This window comes from Pseudomonas frederiksbergensis (assembly GCF_003732665.1).
Lineage (GTDB): Bacteria > Pseudomonadota > Gammaproteobacteria > Pseudomonadales > Pseudomonadaceae > Aquipseudomonas > Aquipseudomonas frederiksbergensis_G.
In genome coordinates this window covers 61,883-84,846 of record NZ_MOBP01000008.1, presented here as the reverse complement: position 1 = coordinate 84,846, position 22,964 = coordinate 61,883, and the positions used below count along the sequence as shown (strand labels likewise).

Below are 22,964 nucleotides of genomic sequence, written 5' to 3'. Positions count from 1 at the left end.
GAGCGGGCTTGCTCGCGAAGACGGTGTGTCATTCAGCATTTATGTGACTGACCCACCGCTTTCGCGAGCAAGCCCGCTCCCACAGGGTTTGTGTAGGGCTTGGGATCTTTCTGACACTGAAGATCCCCTGTAGGAGCAAAGCTTGCTCGCGAAGGCGGAGTGTCAGTCGCCATCAATATTGACTGACCCACCGCTTTCGCGAGCAAGCCCGCTCCCACAGGGTTTGTGTAGGGCTTGGGATCTTTCTGACACTGAAGATCCCCTGTAGGAGCAAAGCTTGCTCGCGAAGACGCAGTGTCAGTCGCCATCCATATTGACTGACCCACCGCTTTCGCGAGCAAGCCCGCTCCCACAGGGTTTGTGTAGGGCTTGGGATCTTTCTGACACTGAAGATCCCCTGTAGGAGCAAAGCTTGCTCGCGAAGGCGGAGTGTCAGTCGCCATCAATATTGACTGACCCACCGCTTTCGCGAGCAAGCCCGCTCCCACAGGGTTTGCGTAGGGCTTGGGATCTTTCTGACACTGAAGATCCCCTGTAGGAGCAAAGCTTGCTCGCGAAGGCGGAGTGTCAGTCGGCATTGATGTTGACTGACTCACCGCCTTCGCGAGCAAGCTTCGCTCCTACAGGGGATTGGTGTTTGAGCCTCACAAAAGAGCACGTACATCCAATTTTCCAAAACCTGACCCCGGCACTATCAGACCAAGTGCCGGCGAAGCCATGCCGGTGATTTTTCAAGGGAGCGCACTGGCCATGAACGCATCGGAATGGGATGAACGGACTCGAGACTTCGGGCTGCTGTTTCTGCGGGTCAGCGGCGGGTTGTTTCTGTTGTGGGTGCATGGCTTGCCCAAGCTGCTGCACTTCAGCACCGAAGTGCAGAACATCGAAGACCCGTTCCACCTCGGCGCCAACCTCACACTGAGCCTGGCGATTTTCGCCGAGGTGTTGTGTCCGCTGCTGATCGTCGCCGGGGTGCTGGTGCGTTTGGCGTGTTTGCCTATTCTGTTTCTGCTGCTGGTGGCGTTGGTGGTTGTGCATCCGCAATGGAGCCTGTTCGAAGGGCAGTTCGGCTGGCTGCTGTTGATTGTGTTCACCAGCATCCTTATCGCCGGGCCGGGACGGCTGGCGCTCAATGACCGATTCGCCGGAGTTCTTCGTTATGCCTGACGCCAACCACGCCGCCGCAGCAAAACCGGGTTTCGATGAGATCGTGACCCTGATCATCAAGCACCGGGTCAAGGCCGGTTTCGAGGTGCCCTACGAAGCCTGGTTGCGCAACATTGTCACCATCGCCGGGCAACAGGAAGGGCACCTGGGCGTGGACGTGATGCGCGGCAAAAACGCCGGCCTCGACATGTACACCTGCGTGCTGCGCTTCTGTTCCACCGAGTCGATGCAGCACTGGCTCGATTCACCGCAGCGCCTTGAACTGGTCAACCAAGCCACGCCAATGCTGGCGGACGGCGACCAGACCGAGGTCAACCCGGTCAATGAGTTCTGGTTCTCGCCCACGGTCGACGCCGCGTCGCCGCCGCCCCCGCGCTGGAAGCAAGCCGTCGTCACGTTGCTGGTAATCCTGCCGCACACCTTGCTGGTGCCAATGCTCTGGGGGCCGCTGCTCAAGCTCCACCCGATCCTGTCCAACTACGTGGTCGCCACGTTCCTGATCACCGTGACCATCGTGGTGTCGGTGGTGTACCTGTTCATGCCCCGGGCGACCCGATTGTTCGCGCCCTGGTTGTCCCATTCCACAACGCCTAAGGAAACGTGATGAACGCCGATCTGATTCTATTCAATGGCCAATTCCATACCGTTGACCGCGAAAACCCGCAGGCCAGCGCCGTGGCGATCAAGGACGGTCGCTTTGTCGCGGTCGGCACCGATGCGCAAGCCATGGCCCTGCGCGGGTCCGGCACCCAGGTCATCGACCTCAAGGGCCGCTGCGTCATCCCCGGCCTCAACGACTCGCACTTGCACCTGATCCGTGGCGGCCTGAACTACAACCTCGAACTGCGCTGGGAAGGCGTGCCGTCGTTGGTTGATGCGTTGCGCATGCTCAAGGACCAGGCCGACCGCACACCCACCCCGCAATGGGTGCGGGTGGTGGGTGGCTGGAACGAATTCCAGTTCGCCGAAAAACGCATGCCGACCCTGGAAGAACTCAACCAGGCCGCGCCGGACACCCCGGTGTTCGTCCTGCACTTGTACGACCGGGCCTTGCTCAACCGCGCCGCACTGCGTGTTGCCGGCTACACCCGCGATACGCCGAACCCGCCGGGCGGCGAAATTGTCCGTGATGCCAACGGCAACCCGACCGGCATGCTGGTCGCCCGTCCCAACGCGATGATTCTCTACTCGACCCTGGCCAAGGGACCGAAGTTGCCGCTGGAATATCAGGTCAACTCGACCCGTCAATTCATGCGCGAACTCAATCGCCTGGGCCTGACCAGCGCCATCGATGCCGGCGGTGGTTTCCAGAATTACCCGAATGATTATCAGGTCATCGAGCAACTGGCCAAGGATGAGCAACTGACCATCCGCATTGCCTACAACCTGTTCACCCAGAAGCCGAAAGAAGAACTCAGCGACTTCAAGAACTGGACGTCGAGCGTGACCCTGCACCAGGGCGACGACTACCTGCGGCACAACGGCGCCGGGGAGATGCTGGTGTTCTCGGCGGCTGATTTCGAGGACTTCCTGGAGCCGCGCCCGGACCTGCCGCAAACCATGGAAGCCGAACTGGAACCGGTGGTGCGCCATCTGGTCGAGCAGCGCTGGCCGTTCCGTTTGCATGCGACCTACAACGAATCCATCAGCCGCATGCTCGACGTGTTCGAGAAGGTCAATCGCGACATTCCGTTCAACGGTCTGCCGTGGTTTTTCGACCACGCCGAAACCATCACCCCGCAGAACATCGAGCGGGTGAGGGCGCTGGGCGGTGGCATCGCGATCCAGGACCGCATGGCATTCCAAGGCGAGTATTTCGTCGAGCGCTACGGTGCCAAAGCTGCCGAAGCCACACCGCCGATCAAGCGCATGTTGGCCGAAGGTGTACCGGTCGGCGCCGGCACCGACGCCACGCGGGTGTCCAGCTACAATCCTTGGACCTCGCTGTACTGGATGGTCAGTGGTCGTACCGTGGGCGGTCTGGAATTGCACGCCGAAGGCCTGTCGCGGCTGACCGCGCTGGAACTGTTCACCCATGGCAGCGCCTGGTTCTCGTCCGAACAGGGCAAGAAAGGCCAGATCAAGGTCGGGCAACTGGCGGACGTCGCGGCCCTGAGCGCTGACTTCTTCAGCGTGGATGAGGAAGCGATCAAGTGGATCGAGTCCGTGTTGACCGTGGTCGGCGGCAAAGTGGTGTACGCCGCCGGTGACTTCGAAAAACTCGGGCCGGCCAGCGTGCCGGTGCTGCCGGACTGGTCGCCGGTGGTGAAAGTCCCGGGCCACTGGCGCCCGACGTCGCCGATGCAGGCCCAGGTTCACCATTGCAGCGGGCCGTGTGGCGTGCACGCCCACAGCCACGAAAAGGCGCGTCTGTCGAATGCGCCAGTCAGCGATTTCGCCGGCTTCTGGGGCGCCTTTGGCTGCTCGTGTTTTGCTTTCTAAACGCACATAAAAAAGCGCCGGCCCAACGTGCCGGCGCCCACAGCACCATCCCACTACCGAGGAGTTTCACATGAGCAACGTTCCGTACAAACGCCTGAACAAAGACGACGCCGTTGTACTGTTGGTTGACCACCAGACCGGCCTGATCTCGCTGGTGCAGGATTTCTCGCCCAACGAATTCAAGAACAACGTGCTGGCCCTCGCGGACCTGGCCAAGTTTTTCAAACTGCCGACCATCCTCACCACCAGTTTCGAAAGCGGCCCGAACGGCCCGATGGTGCCGGAGTTGAAAGAACTGTTCCCGGACGCGCCGTACATTCCGCGTCCAGGCCAGATCAACGCCTGGGACAACGAAGACTTCGTCAAAGCCGTCAAAGCCACTGGCCGCAAGCAACTGATCATTGCCGGTGTGGTGACGGATGTCTGCGTGACGTTCCCGACCTTGTCGGCCCTGGCTGAAGGTTTTGAAGTGTTTGTGGTCACCGATGCGTCGGGCACCTTCAACGAAACCGTGCAACAAGCCGCCTGGGCGCGCATGACGGCGGCCGGTGCACAACTGGTCAACTGGTTCTCGGTAGCCTGCGAGCTGCAAGGCGACTGGCGCAACGACATGGAAGGCCTGGCGAACCTGCTGTCGCCGCGCATTCCGAACTATCGCAACTTGATGAACAGCTATTCGGCGTTGACTGCCAAGTAAGTACTATCGCGCAACCTGTGGGAGCGGGCTTGCTCGCGAATGCGGTGGGTCAGGCAACATTAATGCTGACTGGCACACCGCATTCGCGAGCAAGCCCGCTCCCACATTTGATCATTGTGTTTGGCGGTTTTTCAGCCACCCCAGAAAGCCTCCCTTCTTGATCGGAACAGGCATGGCCATCAACGCCAACCGACTGTTCTGCTGGCGCACCGCCTGCAACTTATTCAACGCCCGCCCAACCTCGCCACGCTGCGCCATGCAATCGCGGGTCAAAGACTTGTCGATCCGGTAAATGATGCACGAGGTCAGCGCCGTAAAGCAGGCCTGGGACGGTGTGTCGGTGAGGATGCTCTGTTCGCCCATGACCTCGCTCGGCCCCATGCGCCCGGCTTCGGTCTGCCCGGTGCCATCGGGCACGGTGGCGCTGACCACGCCGGTGGCAATCACAAACAGAGCGTCCGGCACTTCATTCAACTCCAGCACTACCTGACCCGCCGCATACTGCTGCGGCACCATTGCCTGGGCCAGTCGGTCACGTTCGTCCTCGTCCAGGGAACGGAAAATTTTCACTTCATCGAGCAATGCCCGAGCCCGGGTCGAAGGCTCGATCACGCCGTCCAGTTGCCGGGAAATACCCGCCGCTTCCAGATGCCGGTGGGCCAGGTCGAACAGTTGATTACGCACTTCAGCCTTCTTGCTCAAGTCGGCGATAAAACCGCTGGCCACGTACTCGGACATGGTTTCGCCAGCCTCTTTCAACACCGCTTTCGGCGCCGGGTTCAGCAATAACGTGCTGCTGCCCTGAAGCGTGCGATCCAGCGCATCCAGCACCCGACGCGGGCGAATATGGTTGGGCACTTGGATGCTGATCGACACGCCGTGCATGTTGCTCGGGCGGCTGAGGTTGACGATCTTCGCCTTGGCCGCTACCGAGTTCGGCACCACCGCGGTGGTCCCGGCACTGGTGAGCAGATGCGTGGCGCGCCAGTCGATGTCCAGCACCTTGCCTTCCACGCCGTCGATCACCACAAAGTCATCCACCTGATACGGCTTGGTGGTGTTGAGCACGATTCCGGAAAACACATCGCTCAAGGTGCTTTGCAACGCTAGACCGACCACGATCGCCACCACCCCGGACGTCGCCAGCAAGCCTTTGACCGGCAACTCCAGCACATAGCCCGCCGCGGCGACGATGGCTACCAGAAACACCAGTGCGCCAATCACGTCCTGCAACAACCGCCCGCTGTGACCGATGCGCCGCATCAGCACCAGGCCGATCACCTCGGTCAGCACCCGTGCGGCGTACAACCACCAGACAATCCCCAACGCCGTGGCCCCCAGTTGCGCCACGCGATCATCGGCAAACAGCGGCGCCTGCAACGGGCTGACGCCGGCGTTGATGATCACCGCGCTGAAGATCAGGAACAGCCCCAGGCGCAGGCCGATGCGGGTGACGCGGTGCTGCAGTGGCGAGAGGTGCCAGAGCAGGGCGTCGATCACCAGCAGCAGGGCGCTCCAGGACAGGGGATGGTCGTAGATGAGGGACATGGGAGAACTCCGGAGGCGGGTTGATGCTGTTTTCTGCCTAGTGAAAACTGTGGCGAGGGGGCTTGCCCCCGCTGGGCTGCGAAGCGGCCCCAAAATATCCAGCGTTGCTGAAATTCTGCCAGTGCTACGCACTGGAACGGGGGCAAGCCCCCTCGCCACAAATCAATCGGATCAGTTCAGATGCGTCTTCAATTCCAGCGCCGCCTGCCGCACCGCCGCTTTCACTTCAGGAATCTGACTCAGCGGATTCAACAGCCCGAAGTCATGAATCATCCCGTTGTAACGCACCGCCGTCACCGGTACACCCGCCGCATCCAGGTGACGGGCATAGGCCTCGCCTTCATCACGCAATACGTCGAACTCGGCGGTTTGCACCAGCGCAGCCGGCAAGCCTTTGAGCTGTTCGGCGCTGGCCTGCAACGGCGAGGCGTGAATCTGTGCGCGCTCGCTGGCATTGGTGGTGTAGTTGTCCCAGAACCAATTCATCATGCCCTTGGTCAGGAAGTGCCCTTCGGCAAACTGCTGGTACGAGCCGCTATCGAACTGCGCGTTGGTCACCGGCCACATCAGCAACTGGAAGCGCAGCGCCGGGGTTTTCTGTTCCTTGGCCATCAACGCCACCACCGCCGCCATGTTGCCGCCGACGCTGTTGCCGGCCACTGCCAGGCGCTTGCCATCGACGCCGATCTCCTTGCCATGCTCGGCGACCCAACGGGTCGCGGCGTAAGCCTGGTTGATCGCAGTCGGGTACTGCGCTTCCGGCGATGGTGTGTAATCGACATACACCGCGACTGCGCCAGAGCCCACCACCAGGTCATGAATCAAGCGTTGGTGAGTCGGGTAATCCCCCAGGACCCAACCGCCACCGTGGAAGAACATGAACACCGGCAAATCACCCTTGACCTTGGCCGGCCGGACGATTTTCAGGTTGATGGTTTGCTCGCCGACCTTGATCGCACGGTCGCTGACGTCCACACCCGACAAGTCCACTTTCACCGAGTTCTGCGCACCGGTCAGCACCGCACGGGCGTCCTTGGGGCTCAGTTGCTCGAGGGGTTTGCCACCGCCAGCGGCGAGGGCTTCGAGAAAAGCTTGGGTGGTGTGTTCGACGCCGGGGCTGCCAGCAGCGAAAGCGTTGCCCACGGCGAGGGCGAGGAGGGAAGCGGTCAGGGTCTTTTTGACGAGGTTCATGGCGTAAATCCTTTTTAATTGTGTCTGCGGTCCGTAGGAGCTGCCGAAGGCTGCGATCTTTTAAAAGATCAAGATCAAAAGATCGCAGCCTTCGGCAGCTCCTACGGTGAGTAGGTCTGGGCTTCATCAGCACCATGGACACAGATTAATGGGATGTCAGAATCGGAAAAAGCGGCTATAAAGTGTTTGACTGTCAACCAGAGAGTGACAATGAACCCGTTCGAAGATATGCGTATTTTTTGCCAGGTGATGGACTCTGGCAGCTTCACCGCCGCCGCCGATCAACTCGGCCTGTCCAAGCAATTCGTCAGCCGCCGCTTGATGCAATTGGAGGAACGCCTGGGCGTGCGCCTGCTCAATCGCTCGACCCGACGCCTGGACGTCACGCCTCTGGGCCAGAGTTACTACGAATCAGCCCTGCGTCTGCTCAGCGAAGTCGAGCAAGTGGAGCAGGGCATCGCCGGCCAGACCACCGAGCCTCGCGGCACCATTCGCTTGAGCGCGCCGCTGTCCTTCGCATTGGCGCATTTGGGCTGCCTGCTGCCGGTGTTTTTACAGCGTTATCGCGACGTCACGGTGGAAGTCGACCTGAGCGACCGCCCGGTGGACCTGCTCGGCGAAGGCTACGACCTGGCGCTGCGCATCGGCGTGCTGGAAGACTCAACCCTCATCGCCCGACGCATCGCCTCGATCCAGCGCGTGTACTGCGCCAGCCCGGCGTACCTCGCCGAACGCGGCACCCCGGTTAAACCGGAAGACCTGCTGAGCCATGACTGCCTGCCGTATGGCCACGGGCGCCAGGTGCAATGGCGGTTCGAAGGGCAAGGCAAACCGCTGACCGTCAACGTCACCGGGCGGATGCGGGTCAACAACGGGGAGTTGCTCAAGGACGCGGCGATTGCCGGGATGGGCATTACCTACCTGCCGACGTTCATCGTCGGCGCGGCGCTGAAGGATGGACGGCTGGTGCCGGTGCTGGAGGACTTCCGGCCCGAGCCGCTGACGCTGTCAGCGGTATACCCGCAGCATCGCCAAGGGTCGCGGCCCGTACAGGCGTTTATCGAGTTTTTGCGCGAAAGGCTGGACCAGCGAGAGGGCACGTTATAACGCCAAACACCATCCCTTGTGGGAGCGGGCCTGCTCGCGAATGCGGTGGCTCAGCCAACATCCTTGTTGAATGTGAAACCGCCTTCGCGAGCAAGCCCGCTCCCACACTGGCATGGCGTCGTACTCATTATTTGCATCCACCACCAACCCCTTGTGGGAGCGGGCTTGCTCGCGAAAGCGGACTGTCAGCCAGTATCAATGTTGACTGATACGCCGCCATCGCGAGCAAGCTAGCTCCCACACTGGCATGGCGCCGTATTCATTATTTGCATCCACCACCAACCCCTTGTGGGAGCGGGCTTGCTCGCGAAAGCGGACTGTCAGCCGACATCAATGTTGACTGATACGCCGCCTTCGCGAGCAAGCCCGCTCCCACAGGGGATTTGTGTTGTTTGTGGTTAGTTCGCCCGCTTGTCATCCCCGGGTTCGCCGCCGACGTGGACGCCATGGTCATCGGCCACTTGGCCTGCCGCCTGAACGCCACGGTTATCGCCCAACTCCCCGGCGCGATGAACGCCATGGTCATCGCCGAGTTCACCCGCGCGATGAACGCCATGGTCATCGCCGAGTTCACCCGCGTGATGCACTCCATGGTCATCGCCCAGTTCGCCTGAACGATGCACCCCATGATCATCCCCGCGCTCGGCGTGGGTGCCGTTGCGTCCGGAGTTGGAGGCATCGCCGGAATGCCCTGGCCCGTGATCGCTGCCGCTGTGGCCGCTGCTGTTTCCGCCGTTGCCGCTGCTGCCATTGCCACCGTGACTGCCGCCATTGCCGCCGCCGCCACTACCACCCGAACCACCGCCACCGCCATTTCCACCGCCGCCAGAGCCACCACCCCCACCGCCGGAACCGCCGCCGCCACCTCCCGAGCCGCCGCCACCTCCAGAGCCACCACCGCCACCACTCCCACCATCCTTGGCCTGTGCGCTCGATACCCCGGACAGGCTGTCCGGGATCAAAACCGTAGACGCCGACAAAACTGCGCCAATCGCTATTGCCAGTAAAAGTTTGTTGATGTGCATGTCGTTCTCCGTCTTCTTATTCAGATGGAACGTTGATGAACAATGCAACGTGCTGCTTCATTCAGTGGGTGAACACGCCGGCGTCCGGATTTATTCGGTCGAGATGTCAATGAATAAGGCAACGTGCCGCGGGCCCCCATTCCAGAGGGGTCAGTGAATGCTTGAGGCCAGTTCGAAGATCGGCATATACATCAGGATCACGATGACGCCGATCAGCAGGCCGATGAAGGTCATCAGCAGCGGTTCGAACAGGCGCACGAACCACTCGAGCCAGCGGCTGATTTCTTCGTCATAGAAGTCGGCGCTGCGTTCCATCATTTGCCCGAGGTTGCCGGACTGCTCGCCCGCGCGCAGCAGGCGCAGGGATACCGGGGTCACCAGGTGGTTGAGTTCCAGCGCGGTGGACAGCGATTGTCCTTCGCGCACGCGTTCGCAGGCCTGGTCCAGGCGGGTGCGCGAGGCGACGGTAAGCAGGCCGCGGACCATGCTCATGGCGGTGACGAGGGGGATGCCGCCTTGCAGCAAGATCCCCAGGGAGCGGTAGAAACGCGCCAGTTCGTACATGAAGATCCGTTGATGCACCGCCGGCAGTTTTTCGATCAGACGGTCCACGCCCCGACGAAAGGCCGGTTGGCGCTGGAGGAAGGCGAGGGCAACGATGAGCGCGGCCAGGGTGCCGAAAAACTCCAACTGATGGGCGTGGAGGAACATGCCGCTGCTCATCAGGATCTGCGACATCCATGGCAGGTTCGAGCCCAGGCCTTCGAACACCAGGCTGAAGCGCGGCACCACGTAGCCCATCAGGAACAGCACCACGCCACCGCCGACGATCAGCAACAGCAGTGGGTAGATCGAGGCGCTGATGATCTTCTGCCGCACTTCGTCCATGCGTTGGCGATAGCTGACGTAGCGGCCCAGGGCCTCGCCCACGGCGCCGGTCTTTTCGCTGGACTGCACCAGCGCCACGTACAGCGGCGGAAACACCGCCGACAACTGGGCCAACGCCTGGGAGAACGATTTACCTTCGTACAGCAGGCGCACCAGTTCGCTCAAGGTTTTGCGGGCCTGGGGCGCGGTTTCTTTTTCCGCCAGGCTTTCCAGCGCATCGATCAGCGGCAAGCCGGCGTTGAGCAGCGTGGTCAGTTCCTGGCTGAACAGCACCAGGTTGAAGGTCTCGCGCTGGTGCAGGCGCAAGGCCCGCCAGTGCCGCTCGGCGTGCAGGCTGACCACGCGCAAACCCTGGTCTTCGACGATACGCCGGGCCTCGATCTGGCCGGGGGCTTCGACGGTCATCGACACCACGCCGGCCTTGCCGACAGCCTTGAGATGAAAGCGCATGGGCGTCGCTCCGCTTATTGCCAGTTAGTGACTTCAGCGTTTTCGCCTTCGCCGCCGGGTTGCCCGTCCTTGCCCATCGACAGCAAGTCGTACTCGCTGTTTTCGCCGGGGTAGCGGTAGGTGTAGGCGCGACCCCATGGGTCCATCGGCAGTTTTTTCTGCAAATAAGGACCGGTCCAGCGGGTTTCATCGCTGGGCGCGGTGACCAGCGCCTGTAAACCCTGCTCGGTGGACGGGTAGTGGCCGACCTCCAGCCGATACAGATCCAGCGCCTTGCTCAGGCCCTCGATCTGCGCCTTGGCCACCTTCACTTCCGAGCGCCCCAGTTGGGCGAAATACTTCGGCGCGACGATGCCGGCCAACAGCCCCAGCACCACCAGCACCACTAACAATTCGAGCAAGGTGAACCCGCGTTGAGGGCGCGGGGCGGAACACGGACGCAGATTCATGATGACCTCACTCCAGTGGGCAGCAGGGTTGCTACTAACGCTTATGCAATTGCCATGCTCACGATCCGGCATCCGGCTGAACCCCACGTAACTCGGGCCTTTGCGCCGACGGCACAGTGCTTGCGTATGGCTGATTGACTACCGGCCATTGGGGCATAAGCCCCGTTTTTCGGGGCCGGCCAGGGGAGGTATGAAACATGAAAACTCTCACCGCAGGACTGCTCGGCACGCTGCTGCTGAGCGGCATCGCCCAGGCCGATGTCTTCGTTTCCATGGACGCCAGGGGCAGCTACGTTTTGTCCAATGTCCACCGCCCCGGACGGCACTATGAACGGGTGATCCACGAGCCCGAAACCGCGCAGCTGAGCATGGATCAGCAACCGCAAATGATCGCCAACCAGCCCTACGCCGCGCTGGTGTCGGCGGCGGCCACGGCCAATCAATTGCCCGCTGCGTTGCTGCACGCAGTGATCCGGGAAGAGTCGCGCTACGACGCCGCTGCGACGTCGGCCAAAGGCGCCGGCGGGCTGATGCAATTGATGCCCGACACCGCCCGCGAGCTGGGGGTGACCGACGTCTACGACCCCAAGGCCAACATCCAGGGCGGCGCCCGTTATCTGAAGCGTCTTTTGACCCTGTTCGACAACGACATCAGCCTCGCCGTGGCCGCCTACAACGCCGGGCCGCAAGCGGTGCTCAGCCGTGGCGGGGTGATCCCGCCGTTCGCCGAAACCCAGCGTTATGTGCCCAACGTCTTGCGCCAGTACCGGCGCTTGCAGGGTTTGGCCGTGGATGCGCCGTTGTGATTGCGGTTACCCCCAAACATGGGGAAAACCGGGGCCCCCGTAGCAGCTGTCGAGCCCCGGCGAGGCTGCGTTCGGCGGCGAAGCCGTCGCAAACCCTATCCACACGGTTGACCTGACACACCGCGCCGCCTGATCTCACGACGGCTTCGCCGCCGAACGCAGCCTCGCCGGGGCTCGGCAGCTGCTACGGGGGAAATAGTCGCCAAACTTGGTTGGAAAGTGGGGAATGGGGGGTGGGTTATTTCCCCCGATTGATTAACTCGTAACTTTAAGTTGCTGATAAACCAACAAATTATTTATGGCATGCGGATTGCTCAACCGGACTTGTCGAGAATTATTCCTGTGAGCACCCATAGCGAGGCCCGTGATCATGAACGGCATATCCCACGCACATCACCTGGTTAACCTGCTGCTGTTTCTGGCGCCGTTGTTCGGCATCGAACTGGCCGAAGCGGCCGTGCGCTGCGAGCGCAATCTGGTGGCCAACGTTGTGGCGTTCGACCAGCCGCTGATGTTCAACCGCCTCGGCGCGCAAAACGCCAACGGCATGATGTTCGCCCTGCGCCGCGATGTCGTGGATGACCATGACCGCTCCCTGGCTCAGGGTGGTTCGGCGGTGCCGGGCAAGGTGTCGCTGCGTCCCGACAAGCGCCCACGGCCGCTGGTGTTGCGCGTCGCTGCCGGTGACTGCCTGACGGTCAATCTGCAAAACCTGCTGGCTTATCAGGCCAATCCCGGCAGCCACGAAAGCGGGGAAGAAGAGGAAGGTGAAGTCGGCAATAACGACGATTTCAAAGTCGACGAGCAAGTCACCGATCGCCACGTCGGCTTCCAGGTCAACGGCCTGCAAGCGGTCAACAGCATCGACGACATCGCGTCCTATACCGGACGCAACGCCAACACCTTGATCGCCCCCGGCGCCACCCGTTCCTACACCTTGTACGCCGAGCGCGAAGGCGCGTTCGCCGCCAGCAGTCGCGGCGCGACCTTCGGTGGCGAAGGCGATGCGGGCAACGTCGCCAACGGTCTGTTCGGCGAAGTGGTGGTGGTGCCCAAGGGCGGCCGCACCTACCGCAACACCGTCACCGAGGAAGAAATGCGCCTGGCCAGCACCGGTCGAACCCCGGCCGGCCAACCGATTGTCGACTACCAGGCGCGCTACCCGCAGCGCGAACCGTGGATCCGTGAAGGCAAGGCCGGCACGCCGATCATTGGCATGGTCGATGGCAATGAAATCATCTCCAGCGAGAGCGATGCGATCGTGATGGGCAGCAACGCCGACGGCAGCTTCCCGCCCTCGACCTATCCGCTTGAAGCCATTGGCAAACGCAACCCGGCGATCCCCAATCGGCTGGAGCCGTTCCGCGATTTCGCCTCGCAGTTCCAGGATGAAACCGCCGCCACCCAAGCCTTTCCGGCTTATTGGGCGGACCCGGTGATGGCCCACGTGCTGGAACCGACCCGCGACTCGTTCATGATCAACTACGGCTCCGGCGGCATGGGCGCCGAAGTGGTGGCCAACCGTTTGGGCGTCGGGCCGATGCACGATTGCCTGTCCTGCGCCTATGAAGAATTCTTCCTCAGCTCCCACACCGTCGGTGACGTGGCGATGCTGGTGGACGTGCCGGCCAACGCCGGCCTGGAAAACATTCGCCCCGGCGAAACACCCCGGGCCGATCAGGTCGGGGTCAAGGCGACCATGGCGCTGTACCCGTCCGAACCGGCCAACGTCAACCACAGCTACATCGGTGACTTCGTTAAATTCCGCAACACCCACAACGGCCATGAGCAGCACATCTTCCACTTGCACGGGCATCAGTGGCTGTTCAATCCCAACGACGACAACTCCGATTATGTCGACGCCCAGGGCATCGGTCCGGGCGCCGGCTACACCTATGAAATCGCCAACGGCGGCTCGGGCAACCGCAACCGCGTAGCCGGCGATGCGATTTATCACTGCCACTTCTACCCGCACTTTGCCCAGGGCATGTGGAGCATGTGGCGGGTGCACGATGTGTTCGAAGAAGGCACCAAACTCGAAGTGTCCCAACAGGGCGCCGACGGTTATCACAGCGAACCCTACGCCTTGCGCAGCGGCAAACCGGCCGCAGGTGCTCGGGCGTTGCCCGATGGCGAGATTGTCGCCGGGACGCCGATCCCTGCGGTTGTGCCGCTGCCCGGTAAAGCCATGGCTCCGATGCCAGGCAAGGTCGCGGTGGTGCCGAAAATCGGTGAAACCCTGGTGGCCGATGAGGACGGTGAACCTCAGAGCGGTGGCACTCAAGCCATCGGCTCCCTGGCCCTGGTGGATCGCAGCGAAGCCAACCGCAATGCCGACGGCAGCCTGAAAAACCCTGGCTATCCGTTCTGGATCGGTGGCATGGAAAGTTCGGTCGGGCAACGTCCGCCAACACCACCGCTGGACATGCTCGACGCCGCCAAGGCGCAAACCTTGAAAACCAGCGGCAAGGCCTTGTGGGCCAACCTCGACCCGGCGCAATCCGGTGGTTGGGACGGCGGTCTGGGCCGGCATTCCCTGGATGGTTTCTCCTCTGGTGGTCTAGCGCACACCGTGACCACGTCCCTGGATTTTTCCAAGGAAGTGACCCGGGCCAAACCGATCTACATGCCGGAAGAAGGCACCGAAGTCGAACAAGCGGCCATGGCCTTCCACGCGAAAAAGGATCACCCAAGCTTCGCGCTGCTGCCCGGTAATCAAGTCGTGGCGAAGGCGTTCCGCACCAACGGCGCGTTGCCGATTGCCGGTGCGCCGTACTACGAACCGTGCATGGACGACCGGCAAAAACGCCTGACCGCCAGCGCCGGCACCGGTGAATTCAACAGCGGCGAGCGGGTCGATGGCCTGTCCTTCACCGGTTCCTCGACCTTCACCGCTGACCGTCCGCGCATCTATAAAGCGGCGAACATCCAGTTCGACGCGGTTTACAACAAGGTCGGCTACCACTTCCCGCAAGCGCGCATCCTCGCCCTGTGGGAAGACGCCTGGCCGGTGATCACCAAGCAGCGTCCGCCAGAGCCTCTGGTGATGCGCATGAACACCTTCGACTGCGTGCAATACCAGCAAACCAACCTGGTGGCGGCCACCTATGAGATGGACGACTATCAGGTGCGCACGCCAACCGACGTGATCGGCCAGCACATTCACCTGCCGAAGTGGGACCTGACGGCTGCCGACGGTTCGGCCAACGGCTGGAACTACGAAGACGGCGTGCTTTCTCCTGGCGCCGTGCAAGAACGCATCCACGCGATTCGCGAGTTCAACCAGTGCGAAGGCGCCGATCCCCGGGACGGTACGCCGGCCTGCCCGAAAGCCAAGGCCCATCCATTCTTTGGTCAGTACGGCCGGGCGGATTGGTTGGGAGCACGCACGGCAATGCAGCGCTGGTTTGTCGATCCGGTGGTCAACAGCAAAGGCGTGGACCGTGGCCTGGGGACGATTTTTACCCATGACCACCTCGGCCCATCGACGCACCAACAGATTGGCCTGTACGCCACCGTGCTGGCCGAGCCGGCCGGTTCCACCTGGTTCCACGCCGAAACCGGCGAGCCGTTGTACAGCGGTGCGCGGCAGGATGGCGGGCCGACTTCATGGCAAGCGGTGGTGTCCACCGGCGACCTGGACGGCGACGGCAAGAACGACAGCTTCCGCGAGTTCTTCCTTGAATACAGCGACTTCCAGCACGCTTATGAAGCCGGGGTGTACGTCGGCGCCGGCCCTAACGGCGTGCCCAATCCGCAAGCCTTCCCGGCCACCGCGGACAGCTTCCGCTACGCCATTAACCCGCCGGTGCGCAATAACGCCAGCAACCTGCTGGAGGGGATCGTCGAAGTGCAAGGCGGGCAAGTTCCTGGTTGCCCAAGCCGGCCATGCCCGCAAGCGATCTCGGTGGATGACCCCGGCATGTTCGTGGTCAATTACCGCAACGAACCCCTGGCCCTGCGGGTGTACGACCCGAACAAGGTCGGCCCGGACGGCAAGCGCGGCATGCAGGCCGACGGCCTCGGCGGCGACCTGGCGTATGCCATGCAAAGTCGCACCGACCGGGCGATCCCGGCGATGAACCTGGCGCCAAACCTGGTTACTGCGGCCACCGGTCCGACTGGCGGCACCACGCTGTTCCCGCCGCACATCAACAAGGGCGGCGCCGAACCAGGTGACCCGTTCACCCCAATGCTGCGCACCTACACCGGCGACAACGTGCGGTTGCGGGTGCATGCCGGCGGTCATGAAGAAGAGCACAACGTGACCCTGCACGGCGTGAAATGGCTGCAAAGCGGTTCCGGGTTCGGCAACAGCTCCAACTCGGGCTGGCGCTCGTCGCAGATGATCGGGATCTCCGAGCAGATGGGCTTTATCGCGCCAGTCTCGATGCTCTCCAGTTCGGCGGCCACCACCGGGGATTATCTGTACTCGATGGACGCGTCCCTGGAAGGTTACTGGAGCGGAATCTGGGGCGTGATGCGCAACTACACGGCCCAGCGCAACGACCTGTTTGCGCTGCCGAACAACCCGAAACCGGCGGGCATGCGCAACACCGTGGCCTTCGACGGCACTTGCCCACGGATTGGCGCCAACCCCAATGGCATCGGCACCCGGCCCACCGTGCAGCGCAACTATGAAGTGGTCGCGGCGCTGGCCAACGACATCCTCGGCAACCCGCTGAGCCTGTCCATCGGCGACCCGGCGGGGCTCGGCCAACACGTTGGCGGGCCGTTGAATCCGGCGGGTGGCACGCTGGTGTACAACTCCCGGGCGGTGAGCATTCCCCAGGTCACCGTGACCGATCCTGAAGATGGCGAGACGTTCACCATCGGCGGGCAAAGCGGTCCGTTGCATGACCCGACGGCGATCCTCTACGTGCGCAAGTCTGACCTCGACCCGGTCACCGGCAAGCTCAAACCCGGTGTGCCTGTGGAACCGCTGGTACTGCGCGCCGCTGCGGGTGACTGCATCAACATCACCCTGGAAAACCGCCTGCCCAGCGTCATGCCGGATCTGATCCAGACTGCGGTGATGCAAGGCATCGTCAAGCGTGATCGCAACCATGGCGAAGGCTCGACCACCTTCAGCAATAACTTGATGCGGCCGTCCAGCCATGTCGGTTTGCACGCGCAACTGCTGGCCTACGACATCACCAAATCCGACGGCACCAACGTCGGCGCCAACCCGATCCAGACCGTGCCACCAAGGGTCGGCAACACCGGTCCGTACCCGACGCGTACCTATCAGTACTACGCCGGGCACCTGGAGCGCGAAGGCAAGCCGATCTCGCAACTGGGCCGCAGCGTCGACAACATCAACGCTACGGCGGTGGAGTTCGGCGGCTTGAATTTCACCCCGGCGGACGTGATCAAGCAGCCGCAAAAAGGCTTGGGCGGGGCGATGAGCATTCTGCCGATCGGCGCCACTTGGGTCGACGATGCACGCAAGGTGTCGGCCACGGTCACGGCGGCGGGGCAGACCCCCTACCGCGACTTTGCGATGGTCTGGCAAAAGGCGTTGAACATGCGTTGGGCCAACGGTCGGCCGGTGGAAGGCATCGCCTCGGAAGGCAACGGTGTGCCGACCGATCCCCAGGACAACTCGAGCATGGCGATCAACTACAAGACCGAGCCGCTGTGGTATCGCTTCGGCCTGGCCCCGGACGCGCCGTTCGGTCACGCCGACGGCAACGGCTATGGCGACGTGCCCAACGCGCACATGGCCTACAGCAACGCGCTGGTGGGCGGCGATCCGCAGACGCCGGTGCTGTATGTGAAACCGGGACAACCGTTCCGTACGCACATCCTGATGCCGACCGGGGGTAGCCGTGGCTCGACCTTCCAGCTCGACGGGCATGTGTGGTCGGTCAATCCGTTCCAGTCGGAGAAGAGCGATACCGGTGGTTATCCGATGGGGACACCAGGGGTGGGTTCGGTGCGGTTCGGCTACAACCCGATGTCGATGTACATCGGCGCCCACGAAAGCATCCTGCCGGCGGCGCACTTCAGCTTCATGCACCCGAGCGCCGGGGGCAGCAATGCGATACCGGGCGATTACCTGTTCCGCGACTACGCCGCCTACGGCAACACCGCCGGGTTGTGGGGGTTGCTGCGGGTAACCAACGAACCCGAACCGGCCCCGGCACCATAACGGCTGACGCCCTTCCTGTAGGAGCGAGGCTTGCCCGCGAAGGGGACGACTCGGTTTTGATGGTGTGGCAGATGACGCCTTCGCGGGCAAGCCTCGCTCCTACAGGTGATGGGGACGACTCGGTTTTGATGGTGTGGCAGATGACGCCTTCGCGGGCAAGCCTCGCTCCTACAGGTGATGGGGACGACTCGGTTTTGATGGTGTGGCGGATGACGCCTTCGCGGGCAGGCCTCGCTCCTATAGGGGTGTGGTGTGATGGATGGGTAAGGGGAGAGGCGGTATGAACAGAACAATAAGAATCGCCGGGTGTGCGCTGGTTGTCGCCGCTGTGTTGCTCTGGCTGGGCATCTGGCGTACGGCGCCGCCGACGTTGCTCAGTGAGGTCGCTTTGCCGGACACCTGGAGCGGGCAACAACTGGCCCGTGACGGGGTGGTGGTGGATTTCAAGTTGCAGCCCCTGGCCGAGGACGGTGTTTTGCGTGAAGGCGGGTTTGCCGATGTGCAGTTCCGGGTCCGCGACAGCAATTCGGGGCAACCGCTGTCGGGGGTTAACCCCGGTGCCTGGCTCGACCCCGAAACCCTCGCCGCCGACCAGGCCCAGGGCCGTGAGCAGAGCTGCAAATCCCGGGTCGGGGTGTTTCTCAAGTCCAGTATCGGCGCACGCCCGCTGCTGGATCTGAACAGCTATTTCCTGCTGGTGATGAACCGCGATGCCAGCGTCTCGGTGGTCGACCCATCGGTGTCGGTCGGCGGCATCACCAGCACCATGGCCCGTATCGACCTCAAGCAACCACCGATGGATTGGGTCGCGACCAAAGATAACAAACGCGTATTCATTTCGATGCCCACCGCCGGAGAAGTGGCGGTGCTCGACAGCGAGCAATTCAAACTCATCGACTCAATCGCTGCCGGCAACAACCCGGTACGCGTAGCCCTGCAACCGGACGAACGCCTGCTGTGGGTCGCAGAGAAAACCGGCGTCACGGTGATCGACAGCCGCAGCCTCAAGCCTCTTACACACATCGCCACCGGCGCCGGCCACCACGAAATCGCCTTCAGTAAGGACAGCCGCCATGCCTTCGTCACCAACCGCGACGACGGCACTCTGAGCCTGATCGACATCGCCACACTGACCCTCGACAAACAACTGAAGACCGGCACCCAGCCATTGTCGGTGGCGTACTCGCCACTGTCCCAAGCGGTGTACGTCGCCGACGGTCGGGACGGCACGGTGACGGTGGTCGATACCGCCAGCCTGGCGGTGCGGCGGGTGATCAAATTGAGCCAGGGCCTGGGCCCGATGGGTTTCAGCGCCGACGGCCGCTTCGGCGTGGTGCTCAACACCCTGGAGAATCGCGCCGAAGTGATCGACGCCGCCACCGACGCGCTGATCCACCAGATCGACGTCTCCACCGAACCCTACCAAGTGGTGTTCACCAAGGCCTACGCCTACGTGCGCGGGCTGGCCTCAGCCAAGGTGACGATGATCAACCTCGCGTCCCTCGGCGAAGGTCGCACGCCGATCAGCCAGGGTTTCGAGGCCGGGCCACAAGCACCCCGGCTGGCCGGTGATTTGCCGCTGGCCTCAAGCCTGGCGGTGTCCCGCGACGACAACGCGGTGTTCGTGGTCAACCCGGTGGACAACACCACCTATTTCTACGCCGAAGGCATGAACGCGCCGATGTCCGGCTACCCCAATCGCGGGCAGGTGGCGCGGGCGGCGATGGTCATCGACCGCAGCCTGCGAGAAGTCGAACCGGGGCTGTACAGCTCGCGCATCAAGCTACCAGCGGCCGGACGTTTCGACGTGGCGTTCCTGCTCAACCAACCGAACATCATTCACTGCTTCAGCGCCCTGGTGGAGCCAGACCAAAACCTCGCGCAACACCCCGGCGTGCCAAAGGTGGAATTCCTGCTCGACCGCGCCACGGCCACTCTCGGCAGCCCTTACCTCGTGCGGTTTCGCATCGTGCAGGGCAATCAGCCGGTGCAGCGCAAGGACGTGCAACTGCGCTACTTCCGCGCCCCGACGTCCCGGGCGCAACAGGTCGCGGCGCTGGACGTCGGCGACGGCGTGTACGAAGCGCCGATAACCCTCGACCAGAGCGGTGCCTGGTATTTGCACGTGCGCGCAGCATCCCTGGGCGCAAACTTTGATGACAAGACCTTTGCCAGCGTTCGGGTCCTGCCCGGCGAGGCTCACTGAAGAGGAAAGCGACATGAACCGATTCCCCCATCGTGGCCTATTAATGTTTTGCCTGTTGGCCGCTGGCATCGGCCAGGCCCTGGCGCACTCGGCGGATGAGCATGCCGGGCACAACACTGCGCCGGCCAAGACCCAGGAAAGCGCCCAGGTGAAATTCGCCGACGTCGCACTGGTGGACCAGAACGGCAAAGCGGTGCGCCTGGAAAAAGACCTGGTGACCAACAAGATCGTGGTCATGGGCTTCATCTACACCAGTTGCACCACGGTGTGCCCGGTGGTGTCGTCGATCATGGGCAAGGTGCAAAAACAACTGGGCGCCCGGGTCGGCAAGGAAGTGCAACTGGTGTCGATCAGCATCGATCCCCAGCGTGACGACCCCAAACGCCTGAACGACTACGCCCGCAGTTTCCAGAACGGCCCGGGCTGGAGCTGGCTCACCGGCACCCCGCAATCGGTGACCGAAACCCTCAAGGGCCTTGGCACCTTCAGCGGTGACTTCAAGAATCACGCGCCGCTGATCATGGTCGGCGATGGCAACAGCCGCCACTGGACCCGCTATTACGGCTTCACCGACCCGACGGTGCTGACCCGTGAAGTGGAAAAACTCAGCGGCCAGCGCAACGCCCATGCCAAACACACCGCCATCGCCATGGAGAGTCAACCATGAAACTTTTCGACTGGATCGCCCCGGTGGCTTGCTGCTGCCTCTTCAGTTCGATGGCGTTTGCCCACGAAGGGCATGCAGCGCCGCCAGTGGCTGGCGTCGCGCAACCGGCCAGCGGCACCCACGACGCCAAGACCTGGTTCACCGACACGCCGTTGCAGGACCAGAACGGCAACACCCTGCGCTTCTACAGCGATGCCCTGCAAAACCGTGTGGTGCTGCTCAACGTGATTTTCACCAGTTGCAACGATGCCTGCCCGTTGATCACCCGCAAGCTCAAGGAAGTTCGCGAAGTGTTGGGCGACAAGGCCGACGGCATCACCTTCATTTCCCTTACCAGTGATCCGCTGCGGGACACCCCGGCGGTCCTCAAGGCTTACACCTTGAAGCAGGGCGTCGATGGCCCCCACTGGCTTTTTTTAACCGGCGACAAGGCGCAGATGGACCTGGTCCTGGGTCGCATCGGCCAGATCGTGCCGACCCCCGAGCAACATTCCACGCAACTGATCGTCGGCGACGTGGCCAACAAACGCTGGAGCAAGATCCGCCCCGATGCCCCGGCCGCCGCCATTGCCCAGCGCTTGCAGTTGCTGACCATGCCCGTGGTCGGGCGCTGAGTCCCGGCCATGAACATTGTCCTGCTGATCCTTCTCGCCAGCGTTAGCCTGAGCGCCAGCGCGTTGCCCCTGACCCCCAGCGAAAGCGCCGGCAAACGGCTGTACCGCGAGGGGCTGTCGGATAACGGCGCGCCTGTCATGGCGCGGGTCGGCGCGGCGGACATTCTGCTGCCCGCCAGCAGCCTGCCGTGCGCCAATTGCCACGGCGCCGACGGCCAGGGTCGGGCGGAAGGCGGAGTGCGACCGCCGGATTTGAGCTGGTCGCGGCTCAGCAGCACCTATGGTCAGCAGCAGATCAACGGCCGCGATTACCCGGCCTACACCGACGGCAGCCTGGCGCGAGCGATCCAGGAAGGGCGCGACCCCGGCAACAATCGGCTCGACCCGGCCATGCCCCGGTTCGTGCTGTCGATGAACGATCAGCGCAACCTCAGCGCCTACCTCAAGCGCCTGGCCGATGACCGCGATCCGGGCCTGAACGCCGACAGTCTGCACCTGGGCACCTTGTTGCCGAGCAGCGGACCCTTGAGCGAGGAGGGCGCGACGGTGGCGGCGGTGCTCAAGGGCAGCGTGGCACGGATCAATGAGGCGGGCGGAATTCACGGTCGCTCGCTGCGCCTGACGATTCTTGACCCCGGCCCGGACCGCATCAGCGCCGAACAGGCGCTCGAGCAATTGATTGAGCAGGAACAGGTGTTCGCCCTGATCGCGCCGTTGGTCCCGGCGCTGGATTCGGAACTGGCCGCACGCCTTGAACGGGCCGGTGTGCCGCTGATCGGGCCGCTGTCGCTGCAAGGCACGGCCCCGGCCAGTCGGCAGATTTTCGAACCGCTGCCCGGCCTGCGCGAGCAACTGATCGCCCTGGCCGACTACGCCAGCGACAGCCTGCGGGTGCGCCAGGGGCCGACGCTGATCGCCTACCCGGATGATCCCGGCCAACGCCTGGCGGCGCAAAATCTCGAACAATATTTGCAGGATCACGCCTGGCAGCACGTGCGCCTGCAAACCTACAACTCGTCCCAGGACCCCTTACCGCTGGGCTCACGCTCGGTGTTTTACCTGGGCAGTGGCGGCGGCTTCAGTCGCTTGGCCGAGCGCCTGCAGAACGCGGGGCAAGTGCCTTACCTCTTCGCGGCGTCGAACCAGGTGGCGGGGGATTTGCTGCAGATGCCCAGCGGCTTTTCCCGGCGGGTATTCCTCGCTTATCCGTTCGTGCCCAGCGACTGGACGCCGTCCGGGCGCACGGCCCTGACGCTGTTACGCGAACATCAGGGCCTGGGCGGTGAACATGCGGTGCTGCAAGTGGGCGCGTTCAGTTCGATGCTGCTGTTGAGCGAAGGCATGAAGCAGGCCGGGCGCGATGCCAGTCGAGAAAAGCTCATCAACGCCCTCGAAGGCTTGCACGATTTCGCCACCGGATTGACCCCACTGATCAGCTTCGGCCCCGGTCGCCGCCTGGGCCTGAGCGGCGCGCATATCGTCACCGTGGAACTGCCTGACCAACGCTTCTATCTGGTGGCGCCCTACAAACCCATTGCTGTCACCCCCTGAAC

The 22,964-nt window shown here is 62.8% G+C and carries 16 protein-coding genes; 11 read left to right on the top strand and 5 right to left on the bottom strand.

Annotation, left to right across the window (positions count from 1 at the left end):
- Positions 1-750 precede the first annotated feature (750 nt).
- The 4 genes from BK665_RS14570 (at position 751) to ycaC (ending at position 4,306) form a co-directional block, all read left to right on the top strand.
- Positions 751-1,167 carry a DoxX family protein gene (locus BK665_RS14570; protein ID WP_123406678.1) on the top strand — a complete coding sequence of 139 codons (417 nt, stop codon included), beginning with the start codon at positions 751-753 and terminating at the stop codon, positions 1,165-1,167.
- Positions 1,160-1,771 carry an antibiotic biosynthesis monooxygenase gene (locus tag BK665_RS14565; RefSeq protein WP_123406590.1) on the top strand — a complete coding sequence of 204 codons (612 nt, stop codon included), beginning with the start codon at positions 1,160-1,162 and terminating at the stop codon, positions 1,769-1,771. Before BK665_RS14570 ends, BK665_RS14565 begins: the two co-directional genes overlap by 8 nt.
- A complete protein-coding gene (locus BK665_RS14560; RefSeq protein WP_123406588.1) occupies positions 1,771-3,609 on the top strand; it encodes an amidohydrolase in 1,839 nt (612 codons plus the stop codon). Before BK665_RS14565 ends, BK665_RS14560 begins: the two co-directional genes overlap by 1 nt.
- A gap of 70 nt (positions 3,610-3,679) precedes the next feature.
- Complete coding sequence (gene ycaC / locus BK665_RS14555; protein WP_123406586.1) at positions 3,680-4,306, top strand: isochorismate family cysteine hydrolase YcaC; 627 nt, start codon at positions 3,680-3,682, stop codon at positions 4,304-4,306.
- Between the two features lie 111 nt (positions 4,307-4,417).
- On the opposite strand, the gene BK665_RS14545 is transcribed toward ycaC, so the two are convergent.
- Both BK665_RS14545 and BK665_RS14540 read right to left on the bottom strand, forming a co-directional pair.
- Positions 4,418-5,854 carry a mechanosensitive ion channel family protein gene (locus tag BK665_RS14545; protein ID WP_123406585.1) on the bottom strand — a complete coding sequence of 479 codons (1,437 nt, stop codon included), beginning with the start codon at positions 5,852-5,854 and terminating at the stop codon, positions 4,418-4,420.
- 171 nt (positions 5,855-6,025) lie between these two features.
- Entirely contained in the window at positions 6,026-7,045 is a 1,020-nt protein-coding gene (locus tag BK665_RS14540) for an alpha/beta hydrolase (RefSeq protein WP_123406583.1), read from the bottom strand.
- Between the two features lie 210 nt (positions 7,046-7,255).
- Between BK665_RS14540 and BK665_RS14535 the strand changes: the two genes are divergently transcribed.
- A complete protein-coding gene (locus BK665_RS14535; RefSeq protein WP_123406581.1) occupies positions 7,256-8,152 on the top strand; it encodes a LysR family transcriptional regulator in 897 nt (298 codons plus the stop codon).
- 398 nt (positions 8,153-8,550) lie between these two features.
- On the opposite strand, the gene BK665_RS35170 is transcribed toward BK665_RS14535, so the two are convergent.
- The 3 genes from BK665_RS35170 to gspG all read right to left on the bottom strand — a co-directional run bounded on the left by BK665_RS35170 (position 8,551) and on the right by gspG (position 10,964).
- On the bottom strand, positions 8,551-9,177 hold the full coding sequence (locus BK665_RS35170; RefSeq protein WP_185076517.1) for a hypothetical protein: 627 nt from the start codon (positions 9,175-9,177) through the stop codon (positions 8,551-8,553).
- A 150-nt stretch (positions 9,178-9,327) separates the two neighbouring features.
- Positions 9,328-10,515: a type II secretion system F family protein gene (locus tag BK665_RS14520; protein WP_123406579.1), complete on the bottom strand. Its 1,188-nt coding sequence runs from the start codon at positions 10,513-10,515 to the stop codon at positions 9,328-9,330.
- 14 nt (positions 10,516-10,529) lie between these two features.
- Complete coding sequence (gene gspG, locus BK665_RS14515) at positions 10,530-10,964, bottom strand: type II secretion system major pseudopilin GspG (RefSeq protein ID WP_123406577.1); 435 nt, start codon at positions 10,962-10,964, stop codon at positions 10,530-10,532.
- Positions 10,965-11,161: 197 nt separating this feature from the next.
- On the opposite strand from gspG, the gene BK665_RS14510 reads away from it, so the two are divergent.
- The 6 genes from BK665_RS14510 (at position 11,162) to BK665_RS14485 (ending at position 22,962) form a co-directional block, all read left to right on the top strand.
- On the top strand, positions 11,162-11,770 hold the full coding sequence (locus BK665_RS14510; RefSeq protein WP_123406575.1) for a lytic transglycosylase domain-containing protein: 609 nt from the start codon (positions 11,162-11,164) through the stop codon (positions 11,768-11,770).
- A gap of 370 nt (positions 11,771-12,140) precedes the next feature.
- Entirely contained in the window at positions 12,141-17,924 is a 5,784-nt protein-coding gene (mnxG, locus tag BK665_RS14505) for a manganese-oxidizing multicopper oxidase MnxG (protein WP_123406573.1), read from the top strand.
- A 280-nt stretch (positions 17,925-18,204) separates the two neighbouring features.
- A complete protein-coding gene (locus BK665_RS14500) occupies positions 18,205-20,130 on the top strand; it encodes a YncE family protein (RefSeq protein ID WP_123406571.1) in 1,926 nt (641 codons plus the stop codon).
- 13 nt (positions 20,131-20,143) lie between these two features.
- On the top strand, positions 20,144-20,797 hold the full coding sequence (locus BK665_RS14495) for an SCO family protein (RefSeq protein ID WP_123406569.1): 654 nt from the start codon (positions 20,144-20,146) through the stop codon (positions 20,795-20,797).
- A complete protein-coding gene (locus BK665_RS14490) occupies positions 20,794-21,411 on the top strand; it encodes an SCO family protein (RefSeq protein WP_123406567.1) in 618 nt (205 codons plus the stop codon). Before BK665_RS14495 ends, BK665_RS14490 begins: the two co-directional genes overlap by 4 nt.
- 9 nt (positions 21,412-21,420) lie before the next feature.
- On the top strand, positions 21,421-22,962 hold the full coding sequence (locus BK665_RS14485) for a cytochrome c/ABC transporter substrate-binding protein (protein WP_123406565.1): 1,542 nt from the start codon (positions 21,421-21,423) through the stop codon (positions 22,960-22,962).
- The last annotated feature ends 2 nt before the right edge of the window (positions 22,963-22,964 follow it).

Bases quoted from the DNA above. Each gene is read 5' to 3' on its own strand.
- BK665_RS14545 (WP_123406585.1), bottom strand. From the start codon at position 5,854: ATGTCCCTCATCTACGACCATCCCCTGTCCTGGAGCGCCCTGCTGCTG.
- BK665_RS35170 (WP_185076517.1), bottom strand. From the start codon at position 9,177: ATGCACATCAACAAACTTTTACTGGCAATAGCGATTGGCGCAGTTTTG.
- BK665_RS14490 (WP_123406567.1), top strand. From the start codon at position 20,794: ATGAAACTTTTCGACTGGATCGCCCCGGTGGCTTGCTGCTGCCTCTTC.
- BK665_RS14560 (WP_123406588.1), top strand. From the start codon at position 1,771: ATGAACGCCGATCTGATTCTATTCAATGGCCAATTCCATACCGTTGAC.
- gspG (WP_123406577.1), bottom strand. From the start codon at position 10,964: ATGAATCTGCGTCCGTGTTCCGCCCCGCGCCCTCAACGCGGGTTCACC.
- BK665_RS14495 (WP_123406569.1), top strand. From the start codon at position 20,144: ATGAACCGATTCCCCCATCGTGGCCTATTAATGTTTTGCCTGTTGGCC.
- BK665_RS14510 (WP_123406575.1), top strand. From the start codon at position 11,162: ATGAAAACTCTCACCGCAGGACTGCTCGGCACGCTGCTGCTGAGCGGC.
- BK665_RS14570 (WP_123406678.1), top strand. From the start codon at position 751: ATGAACGCATCGGAATGGGATGAACGGACTCGAGACTTCGGGCTGCTG.
- BK665_RS14520 (WP_123406579.1), bottom strand. From the start codon at position 10,515: ATGCGCTTTCATCTCAAGGCTGTCGGCAAGGCCGGCGTGGTGTCGATG.
- mnxG (WP_123406573.1), top strand. From the start codon at position 12,141: ATGAACGGCATATCCCACGCACATCACCTGGTTAACCTGCTGCTGTTT.
- ycaC (WP_123406586.1), top strand. From the start codon at position 3,680: ATGAGCAACGTTCCGTACAAACGCCTGAACAAAGACGACGCCGTTGTA.
- BK665_RS14535 (WP_123406581.1), top strand. From the start codon at position 7,256: ATGAACCCGTTCGAAGATATGCGTATTTTTTGCCAGGTGATGGACTCT.
- BK665_RS14500 (WP_123406571.1), top strand. From the start codon at position 18,205: ATGAACAGAACAATAAGAATCGCCGGGTGTGCGCTGGTTGTCGCCGCT.
- BK665_RS14565 (WP_123406590.1), top strand. From the start codon at position 1,160: ATGCCTGACGCCAACCACGCCGCCGCAGCAAAACCGGGTTTCGATGAG.
- BK665_RS14485 (WP_123406565.1), top strand. From the start codon at position 21,421: ATGAACATTGTCCTGCTGATCCTTCTCGCCAGCGTTAGCCTGAGCGCC.
- BK665_RS14540 (WP_123406583.1), bottom strand. From the start codon at position 7,045: ATGAACCTCGTCAAAAAGACCCTGACCGCTTCCCTCCTCGCCCTCGCC.